Consider the following 10,336-nt stretch of genomic DNA (forward strand, 5'->3'; position numbering starts at 1 on the left):
ACTGCTCGGTAACTTCCGCGCCTGTCCCACCCCGCACGGGGCGCCGCCCGGCGCCTTCACTCCAGCCGCTGCCGATGGGTCTCTCAGATGCCGCATTCCTCCCCGTCCCCCGGACCGACCCCCGCGCCCCCAGGCTCCGCCGACCGGGGGCCGCTGCGCATTGCGCTGCTCTCCTACCGCAGCAAGCCGCACTGCGGCGGGCAGGGAGTGTATGTCCGGCACCTGTCCCGCGAACTCGCCGCGCTCGGCCACCACGTGACGGTCTTCTCCGGCCAGCCCTACCCCGAGCTGGACGAGGGGGTCGTGCTGGAGAAGGTGCCCAGTCTGGACCTGTACAACGACGCCGACCCGTTCAGGACGCCGCCGGTGCGCGAATGGCGCGACTGGATCGACGCCCTCGAGGTCGGCACCATGTGGACGGCCGGCTTCCCCGAACCGCTCACCTTCTCGCTGCGGGCGCGGCGCGCACTCCGCGGCCGGCAGGGGGAGTTCGACGTGGTGCACGACAACCAGACCCTCGGCTACGGCCAGCTCGGCCTGGCCCGCGACGGCTTCCCGCTGGTGACCACCATCCACCACCCGATCACCGTGGACCGGCGCATCGAGCTGGAGGGCACCTCCGGCTGGCAGCGGTTCGCCAAGCGCCGCTGGTACGGCTTCGTGCGCATGCAGGGCCGGGTGGCCCGCCGGCTGGCACCGGTCCTCGTCCCGTCCGGCTCATCGGCCGACGACATCGGCCGCGAGTTCGGGGTGCGCCGGGACCGCGTCGAGGTGGTGCCGCTCGGCGTCGACACCCGGCACTTCCACCCCGGCGCCGCCCCGGAGCGGGTGCCCGGCCGGATCGTCTGCGTGGCCTCGGCGGACAGCCCCCTCAAGGGCGTGGCAACGCTGCTGCGCGCCACGGCCAAGCTCGCCACCGAGCGCGACGTGCGGCTCACCCTGGTCAGCCGACCGACCCCGGGCGGTCCGACCGAGGCCCTCGTCGACGAGCTGTCGCTGCGCGACCGGGTGGAGTTCACCAGCGGCCTCACCGACGCCGAGCTCGGCCGGCTCGTCGCCTCCGCCGAGGTCGCGGTCGTCCCCTCCTTCTACGAGGGCTTCTCGCTGCCCGCGGTCGAGGCGATGGCCAGCGGAACGCCGCTGGTCGCCAGCCGCGCCGGCGCCCTGCCCGAGGTCGCCGGCACCGACGGCGCCGCGGCCCGACTGGTCGAGCCCGGCGACCCGGAGGAGCTTGCCGCGGAGATCGGGGCGCTGCTCGACGACCCGCAGGAGCGCGACCGGATGGGCCGGGCCGCATGGCAGCGCGTCCAGGAGCGGTTCACCTGGCGCGCCGTCGCTGAGGCCACCGCCCGCACCTACACCGCCGCCATCGGCGCGGCCCGCGCACGATCCTAAGGAGCCAGCCCTGATCACCGTCGACTTCTCCCTCTTCCCGGTCGGCCCCGGCGACCGCGTGCTCGACCTCGGCTGCGGCGGCGGCCGGCACGCGTTCGAGGTCTACCGCAGGGGGGCCGACATCACCGCCTTCGACCTCAACGAGAACGACCTCGCCGAGGTGTCGGCCATGTTCGCCGCGATGCGCACCGAGGGGGAGGCGCCGGCCGCGGCGAGCGCCGAGGCGGTGAAGGGCGACGCGCTCGCCATGCCGTTCGAGGACGGCTCCTTCGACCGCGTCATCGCCTCGGAGATCTTCGAGCACATCCCGCACGACACGGCCGGTATGGCCGAGCTGTTCCGGGTGCTGCGGCCGGGCGGCATCGCCGCGGTGACGGTGCCGAGCTGGCTGCCGGAGCGGATCTGCTGGGCGCTGTCGGAGGAGTACCACACCAACGAGGGCGGCCACATCCGCATCTACACGCGGGCCGAGCTGGAGGCCAAGCTCAAGGCCGCCGGCTTCGCGATCGGCCCGCACCACCACGCGCACGCGCTGCACGCCCCCTTCTGGTGGATCAAGTGCGCGGTGGGCATGGACAACGGCGGCCACCCGGCGGCCGACCTCTACCACCGGATGCTGGTGTGGGACATCCTGAAGGCGCCGCGCACCACCCGCGTCGCGGAGCGGGTGCTCAACCCGGTCATCGGCAAGAGCGTCGTCGTCTACGTCCGCAAGCCCGCCGCCGGGGCGAGCGCGTGAGCCGCCCGGAGCTACCGGGCGTGCTGAGCGCGGCCGACGTCGACCGCTCGGCCGCGTCGATCGCCGCCGTGCAGGAGCCGGACGGCGCCATCCCGTGGTTCCGCGGCGGCCACACCGACGTGTGGGACCACGTCGAATGCGCAATGGCGCTCAGCGCGACCGGTCGGACCGGGTCGGCACGCCGCGCCTACCAGTGGCTGTCCGCGGTGCAGAACTCGGACGGCTCCTGGCCGGCGAAGCTGCGCCAGGGCCGCGTCGAGGTGGAGCTGCGCGAGGCCAACCACGCCGCCTACCCGGCCGTCGGCCTGCTCCACCACACCCTCATCACCGGCGACGACGCGTTCGCCCGGCAGATGTGGCCGACGGTGCGCGCCGGGCTCGGCTTCGTGCTGGGCCTGGCCACCGAGCGCGGCGAAGTGCTGTGGGCGCGCGACCCGGACGGGGCTCCGGGCGACCACGCGCTGCTCACCGTCTGCTGCAGCGTCCACCACGGGCTGCGCTGCGGCGCGGCCCTGGCCGAGCGGCTCGGCGAGGACGGCGCGGCCTACACCGCGGCGGCCGACACGCTGGGCGCGCTCATCCGGGACCGGGAAGACGTGTTCGCCGACCGGTCCCGGTTCTCGATGGACTGGTACTACCCGATGCTCGGCGGCGCGGTGCGCGGCGACGCGGCGCAGCTGCGCCTCAAAGAACGGTGGGAGTGGTTCGCCGTGGAGGGTCTGGGCATCCGCTGCGTCTCCGACCAGCCGTGGGTGACCGGCGCCGAGACGTCGGAACTGGTGCTGGCGCTGGCGGCGATGGGCGAGGCGGACCTGGGCGCGCAGCTCCTCGCGTCCATCGCCCACCTGCGCGACCCGGCGGACGGCGCCTACTGGACCGGCTACCAGTTCGCCGAGGACGTCAACTGGCCCGTCGAGCGCACGACGTGGACGGCCGCCGCCGTCATCCTCGCCGTCGACGCCCTCACCGCCGCCACCCCGGGCTCCCGGGTCTTCACCCACAACTACGCGGAACCGTAGCGGCAGCGCCCGGCACTGCAGAGCGGCGCACCGCTGGCCGGCCCTGCAGTTCCCGGCACGGCCCCCGCCCTGCCCTCGGCGCCCGCCTCCGCCGGCACCGCGGCACGTCCGTGCACCGCCCGGACCAGCCGGCCCGGTGCCGGCCCGGGCCAGGCAGCGCGGCTCGCGGGCACCGGCACGGACCCTGCCGCCGTTCCCACCCCGGCGCGGCGCCGCCGGGCCGCTGCCGCCCGGCCCTCGCGATCGCAGTCCGCCGAGCCCGGCACCAGCCGCCCGGTCCCGGAGGAGAGCCCGCACAGCGGGTCGGCCGGTCCCGGAAACCGGTCTCCGCTGCGGGCGCGGCGGCCGCAGCCGCTTCGGCACCGCTCCCCCGATGCGCACGCCCGGCGCTGCCCGCTGCACGGCCGGCTGCGCCGGGGCGACGGCGCGCGCCCGCGATCAGGCGCACCCGGGGCGGAAAGGCCGCAGCCTCACCGGACGGCCCGCAGACGCACCGCGGCCCCCGAGAGGCATCCGCCTTCTCGGGGGCCGCGCACGCTAGCCGGTGGGTGCCGGGTCGCCCTCCCCGGGTGGAACGCCCGGTTCTTCCGGCGGGAATCCGGGCTCCTCCGGAATCTCCGGGACCTCCGGCTCCTCCGGCACCTCGGGCTCCGTCGGCGGCGGCTCGGGCGCTTCGGTCTCCGGCGGCGGCTCCTGAGTCTGGCCGTCCTCGGGCGCCTGGGTCTGCTCGTCCTCGGCGGGCACGTCGGGCGCGTAGTTCTCGGTGGAGCCCACGTTGCCCGGGCCCGGGAAGCTCTCGTGCTCCTCGCCCTCCAGGGCCTTCGCCATGAACTCGCGCCAGACCGTCGCCGGCAGCGTTCCACCGGACAGCGAGCCGTAGCCCGGCATGCTGAACGGCTGGTTGTTGCCGTTGTAGACGCCGACCGCCGTGGAGAGCTGCGGCGCGTACCCGGCGAACCAGGCGGCGACGCTGCTGTCGGTGGTCCCGGTCTTGCCGGCGACCGGGCGGCCGTCCGGAAGGGCAGCGGAGGTACCGGTACCGGAGGTGACGACCTGCTGCAGGGCGTGCGTGACGTCGTTGGCCACGCCCTCCTCCATCGCCCGCTTCTCCTCCGGCTCCGGCCGCTCGTTGTCGCCGTCGGGGTTGACGATCTCCCGGACGACGTGGGTCTCCTTGTGCACGCCGCCGTTGGCGAACGTGGCGAAGCCGCTGGCCTGGTCGATCGCGCTGACGTCGGAGACGCCCAGCGCCAGCGTCGGCGCGCCCGCCTGATCCTCGGTGATCTTGTTCTTCGGGATCCCGGACGCGTGCGCCATGTCCACGACCTCGTCGAGGCCGACCTGGAGCGCCAGGTTGATGTAGCCGGTGTTGCTGGAGCGCCGGGTGGCCTCGATGAGGTTCATCGGGCCGCCGGAACCGTCGGCGTTGTTGACCACCGAGCCGCCGAACGACTGCCCGTTGGAGCCGTCGACGGTGGTGTTCAGGCCGATGCCGTTCTCCAGCGCCGCCGCCAGCACGTAGGGCTTGAACGCGGAGCCGGCCTGCGCCGAGCCCCGGTAGGAGCTGTCGTACTGGTTGGCGTTGTAGTCCGGACCGCCGTAGAAGGCGACGACCTCGCCGGTGGCCGGATCGACCGCGGACAGGCCGGCGTTCACACCGTCCGGCAGGTTCTCCACGTCGACGTTGTTCTCCACCGCCTCCTTCGCGGCGTCCATCAGGTCCTTGTCGAACGTGGTGACGATCTTGTAGCCGCGCCGCTGGACCTGGTCCTCGGTGTAGCCGAGGGCCTCCAGCTCGCTCATCGCCTGCTCCCACATGTAGCCGGTGTAGCCGCCCATGTCGGCGTCGGGGCGGGTCTCCTCCGGCTTGGGGAACTCCATCTCGTCGGCCTCAGCCTGGGTGATGGTGCCTTCGCTGGCCATGCCGTTCACGACGTACTGCCAGCGGGTCTCCATCTCCTTGTCGGTCTCGCTGTCGGCCATGCCGAACTTGGTGGGCTGCTGGATGGCCGCGGCGAGGAAGGCCGACTCGGCGGCGTCGAGCTCGCCGACGTCCTTGTGGTAGTACGCCTGGGCGGCGGACTGGATGCCGTACGCCTGGCGCCCGAAGTAGATGGTGTTGAGGTACTGCTCCATCACCCATTCCTTCGAGTAGTTGCGGTCCACCTTGAGGGCGATGATGATCTCTTGGAGCTTGCGGGAGACCGTCTGCTCCAGGCTCACGCCCTCGTAGTAGTTCCGCACCATCTGCTGGGTGATGGTGGAGCCGCCCTGCACCTGCTGGCCGGTCAGGGTGGAGAACGCGCCGCGCACGGTGCCGCTGAGCGAGACGCCGGGCTCCTCCCAGAAGCCCCGGTCCTCGGCTGAGATGACGGCTTCCTGGACCTCTTCGGGGATCTGGTCGTAGTCGACCGGCTCGCGGTCGACACCGCGCTCGGCGAAGACCGTCTCACCGTCGGAGAAGTAGAACTTCGAGCCCTGGTCGGTGGCGTCTTCCTTCGCTGCGGTCGGCACCTCGAAGACGGCGTAGGCCACGCCGAAGCCGGCCGCCCCCAGGCCGATCAGGGCGAGCAGCGTGATCAGCGCGCCGCGGACGATCCGGTAGGTGCGCGAGCGCTGCGGCTTGTCCTTCTTGCCCTTCTTCGGGCCCTTGGGTCCGCCGGGACCACCCGTGCCGCCTGCCCCGGAGCCGGCGACCGCGGTGCCCTCGCTGGCACCGGCCTTCTCCTTCTTGCCCTTCTTCGGCCGCTTGGCACGCAGGATGTTGCGCGCCCCCGACGGCGGGCCGGAGTCGCCGGCCGCGCCCGCGGCCGCTGCCCCCGCGGCAGCGGCGCCCGCAGCTCCGGCGGCAGCAGCGCCGCCCGCAGCGCCTGCCGCACCGCCGGAGCCGGCGGCACTGCCGGCCTCGGCAGCCGATTCGGACTCGCCGGAGGCGGGCGCCTTCCCCGCGGACGGCCCGGGGGCCGAGGGGCCGGCGGAGGCGGCGGCACCCGGCTCGGCGAACGAGGGCCGGGTGCCGGACTCTGCGGAGTCCGGGGTGGACGAGGCGGCCGGGGTTTTCGGCGCTTCCGAGGCGGAGGGGGTGTCCGTGCCGCCGGCGTCCGCGCCGCTCTCGGAGTGCGGCGCGGCGCCCTTGTCGCCGCTCTGGCCGGTGCCCTCGCTCGGCGCGCCGGAGACGGGCGCCATTCCGTGGCCGCCCGCCGCTGCCGCGGCTCCCGCAGCGGCCGCTGCTCCGGCGGCACCTGCAGCACCCACCGCCGGGAAGGCCGTCGTGGCCGCGGGGTCGTCGGCCTCGCCGCTGCCGGCGTCGTCGCTGCCGGAGACGCCGGAGCTGGCGGAGCCCTCCTCGCTCGGCCGGTCCTTGGGCGCCTCGCCGCCGGCACTGCCGGGGTCAGCGCCCCCGCTGGCGGCGGCGCTGGAGACCGCGCCCTGCTCCGCGGCGGGAGCGTCGGCGGACCCGTCGGAGGCGGTGCCCGGCGTGCCGGATTCCGCGCCGGAGGAGTCTCCAGCGCCGTCGCCGCTGCCGTCGGAGCTCTCCGCGGGCGCCTTCGCCGCGCCCGCACGGCCGGAGAACCACGAGAAGGACGCGGTCTCATCGGCGTCGGCGCCCTCGTCAGAGGCGCCGGCTGCGGGCGTGCCCGAGGCGGGGCCGGTGCCCTCGGCTGGCCCGGAGGACGGCGCGGTGGTGTGCGCCCCGTCGTCCGGCGCGGAGCTCGCTGCTGCCTCGCCGCCCTGGCCAGAAACTGAATCGGCGCCGCCCGCGGTGGGAGCGGAACCGGATCCGCCCTGCTCGTTCTCGTCTGCGGCCGCACCGGTGGCGGCACTGGCGCGCTGCGCGGATGCCTCGTCGCTGCCCCAGGTGCCGTCTGACCGGAAGTCGAAGCCCTGGGCCGCGAGGGTCTCGGCGACCTTGTCCCGGAAGAGTGTCCCGCTGTCGTCGAACGCACTTCCGGAGAAGGCACTGCCGGAGAAGGCGGAGGCTCCTGCGGCTGCATCCGCGCCGTCCGGCGCGCCGCTGCCCGCCGGTGCGCCGGCGGATCCGGAGGAGCCGCCGCCCTTCGCCTCGCTGTCCCCAGCACTGTCCTCGTCGGACGCGGCCTCCGCCTTCGCGGCGGAGGCGCCGGGCGCCGACAGGTCCTCCGCGGTACTCGCGCCGGAGTCCTTGGCGGAGTCCGCGGAAGCGTCCTCGGTGGGCGCGTCCGTGCCGGATGCGGGTGCACTGGCGGACTCGTCAGCGGCGTCCCCGGCTGAGGCGGCGGCCGTCTCCGCGGCGGGGATGCCCGGCACCGTCAGGCCGTCGGCGGCGCTGGTTCCGGAGTCCTCGGCGTCTTCGCCGTCCGCGGCACTCTCGCCTCCGCCCGACTCCGCGGCGGCCGTGCCGGCGTCCTCGGCGGACGCGCCCGTGCTGCTGTCCGGGGTACTGCCGGCGGATGCGCCGGCAGCACTCGCATCGGAGTCCTTGCCGGCGTCGCCGGCAGCGGCGTCTGCGCCGCTCGCGGGCGCGGGCTCCGCTTCCGGCGGCGCAGCAGAGCCGCCATCCGCCGCGCTCGCGGCGGAGTCCTCGCCGGACGCGCTCGCATCGAGCGTGTCGCGCGAGAAGACCGCGGTGGCTTTGCTGTCGGCGTTATCGGCGCTGTCGGCGTCCGTGCCGCTGTCCGACGCGCCCGCCGCACCGCCTGCAGCAGCTCCGCCGGCGGCCGCGGCGCCGCCCTTCTTCCCGCCGCCGCGGTTCTTCTTCTTGCCGGACTTGCCGGACTTCCCGGATCCGGAGGGGGAGGCGGCTGACGCACTGCCCTTCGCGGCACCGCCGGCCTCAGTGGAGGCGTCCTCGGCGTCCGCGGACGCGGTACCGGAGTCGGACGCGGCTTCGCCGCCCGAGGCGGGGCCGGCGTCCTCGGCCGCGGAGCCGCTGTCCGCGCGGCCGCCCTTCGCCGCGCCGCCCGGTGCCGCGGCACCGGTGTCGGCGTCCTTCGCAGGGGTGGCGGAATCGGGGGCAGTGCTCTCGGAGCTCTCGGAGGCGTCCTCGCCCGGGCCGTCCTGTCCGGCGGATGCGCCGTCCTTCACCGTGTCCTCGTCTCCGGAGCTGTGGCCGCCGCCCTGCGGGGCCTGGTCCGCGGCGCCCGCGTTCGGGGCGGCGGAGTTCTTCGTGCGCTTCTTGCTCTTGCGGCCCCTGGCGGATGCGCCGGAACCGGCTGCGGGGCTGTCGCCGGAACCGCCGGGGGTATTCGCCCCGCTTCCGGATTCCGACGGTTCTCCGGATGCCTCTGCATCACCGTCAGTATCGGTTTCGGAGGAATCGGCGCCATTCTGCGAACCCGGCCGGTTGGAATTTATCTCGGCTGGTTCGCCGGAGTCGTCTCCCACGTCCGCAATCGCGTCATCAGGCGTTGCGCCATCCGATACGCCAGTGGAACTGTCGTCACCGTGCGTGGCCGATTCGGTGTCGGATTCGGGCATGCCGCCGGCCGTGCCGGATGCCCCGGCACCGCCCGGCTGCGCCGCCTCCGGGGCTCCGGTGCTGGTCTCGTCATTCTCGGGATGGTCGGCGCCGCGGCGGTTCTCCGCACCGTCGCCGCCGCCGTAGGTGCTGTCACTCAGTTGGAGGCCCCCTGGAGTCCTCGATCCCCCACCATGCGTCCGTGCCCCCTCACGGTGCGGACGCGGGCCGAATCGGTTCAGCAGAAATCTCGGGTGGTGAACGGCGTTGCGGGGAGACCGCCGAAAACCCCTTTCACACGATACCCGCCTCTGTCGACCCCTGGCGTCCACCGGAAAGCCTTCACGGCGATTCTTACGCGACTCTTATTCGCGCTACCGGCGCCCGTTTCTCGGCCCTGCCGCGTGGTCCCGTTCACACACCCCCGGCCCCGGGCCGGAACTCTCCCGCTTGGACGCCCCCAAACGCGACTTAGTTCCCACTCGCGGACACCTCGCGCGATGATCCCCGCCACTGGGGTGCAGCCGCGGCCGATGGCCCCGCCGGCCGGCCTTCACCGGCTCCAGACGGGCCTGCCACCGGTGAGGGGACCCGGCTGGGCACCGGTGGCACCTGGCGCCGCCTCCGGCGCCGCTACCTGCCGTGGGGCTGCGCGGGCGCCCTGGCCGGTCCACACGGCCTCCACGGCACCCGCCCGGCGCGGGGGGCCGGCCTCCACTCGTGCCGCGGCTGTGCCCTCGGAGACCGAGCCGGACACGAAAACGGCCCGGTAGGTGGTTGCACACCTCCGGGCCCCTGGCCCCACCACTGCAAATGGAGAAGAACCGAGTCTGACACTACAGCAGCCAATGCCGCCGCCACCAGTACTCCCGGCAACTGGGCCGAATACGCCCATCCCCCACCGTGCGGCCGGCTCCGCTCCCCCGGAGGGCCGCCGAGTACGCCGGGCGCCGCCAGTGCAGGAGGTACCGCCGCACCGGCCGCGGCGCCTGGTGGGGCGATTCCTCGGGCCTGCGGAGGATCGCCAGGCCCTCCCGACCTGCGAGCAGCCGCCTGGGGGGGGGGGGGGCGTGGGCGGTGCGCCGAACTGGCGGCGCAGCCCGCGACACCGCGACCGCCGGGCCGGCGGGGCCGGTGCCGCCGGCGGAGCTGTCCCCTCCTGCCGTCCTAGGTATCGAGCGAGAGCTGGCCTTCGGAGAGGCCCGTGGTGTGGCCGGTAAGGCGGCGAGTGCAGGTGCGGCAGGTGACGGGGGCGTCGGTGGGGCGGAGGCGGAGGGGGTCGGCTGTTGCGCGGCAGAGGACGGTGGGGACCCGCACGCCGATCCAGCGGTCGGTGGTGACCGCGTGCACGATGTCGCCGCCGCCCACGGTCGCGTGCCGGCCGTCGAGTTCTTCGGCTCTGCGCTGCAGGACCGCCGCGAGATGCTCCACGTCGTGCTCTGAGGTCTGCATGGTGCTCCTCCCTGACTCCATCATGGCGTCCGCCGCCGACGATCCGTATCCGGGCACGCAAAAAAGGGGTGCCCCGCCGGCCCGAAGGCCGGGGAGCACCCCTTCAACGCGATGCGCAGCGAATCCGGTACATCGGCGGAGCCGACGTGGAATCGCCACGACATCCGAAGATTCGTGGATCCCGCAGGCGGCTTTTACAGCTCTGCCTGCAGGAAATTCAGTGTGCGCGAGCACCCAGCATCCGCGGTGGACAAGCCCTCGGCCTATTAGTACCGGTCAGCTCCACCCCTCACA

5 protein-coding genes are annotated in these 10,336 nt (G+C 74.2%); 3 read left to right on the forward strand and 2 right to left on the reverse strand.

Features of this window, described 5'->3' with window-relative positions; translation table 11 throughout:
• The first annotated feature begins 87 nt into the window (after nucleotides 1–87).
• The 3 genes from ACYVGT_RS26095 to ACYVGT_RS26105 are packed head-to-tail and all read left to right on the forward strand — an operon-like array spanning nucleotide 88 to nucleotide 3,153.
• Nucleotides 88–1,395: a glycosyltransferase family 4 protein gene (locus tag ACYVGT_RS26095; protein ID WP_460863061.1), complete on the forward strand. Its 1,308-nt coding sequence runs from the start codon at nucleotides 88–90 to the stop codon at nucleotides 1,393–1,395.
• Nucleotides 1,396–1,453: 58 nt separating this feature from the next.
• Nucleotides 1,454–2,134 carry a class I SAM-dependent methyltransferase gene (locus ACYVGT_RS26100; protein WP_460863062.1) on the forward strand — a complete coding sequence of 227 codons (681 nt, stop codon included), beginning with the start codon at nucleotides 1,454–1,456 and terminating at the stop codon, nucleotides 2,132–2,134.
• Nucleotides 2,131–3,153 (forward strand): prenyltransferase, encoded by a 1,023-nt coding sequence (locus tag ACYVGT_RS26105; protein WP_460863063.1) that lies wholly within the window; start codon nucleotides 2,131–2,133, stop codon nucleotides 3,151–3,153. Before ACYVGT_RS26100 ends, ACYVGT_RS26105 begins: the two co-directional genes overlap by 4 nt.
• 537 nt (nucleotides 3,154–3,690) lie before the next feature.
• Here the strand turns inward: ACYVGT_RS26105 and ACYVGT_RS26110 are convergent.
• Together ACYVGT_RS26110 and ACYVGT_RS26115 are read right to left on the reverse strand one after the other, a co-directional pair.
• A complete protein-coding gene (locus tag ACYVGT_RS26110) occupies nucleotides 3,691–8,217 on the reverse strand; it encodes a transglycosylase domain-containing protein (protein WP_460863064.1) in 4,527 nt (1,508 codons plus the stop codon).
• A 1,540-nt stretch (nucleotides 8,218–9,757) separates the two neighbouring features.
• The gene (locus ACYVGT_RS26115) at nucleotides 9,758–10,042 is read right to left on the reverse strand and encodes a hypothetical protein (protein WP_460863065.1); all 285 of its coding nucleotides are present in this window, start codon (nucleotides 10,040–10,042) and stop codon (nucleotides 9,758–9,760) included.
• Nucleotides 10,043–10,336: the final 294 nt, after the last annotated feature.

The sequence above is a fragment of the Nocardiopsis coralliicola genome, assembly GCF_054779695.1.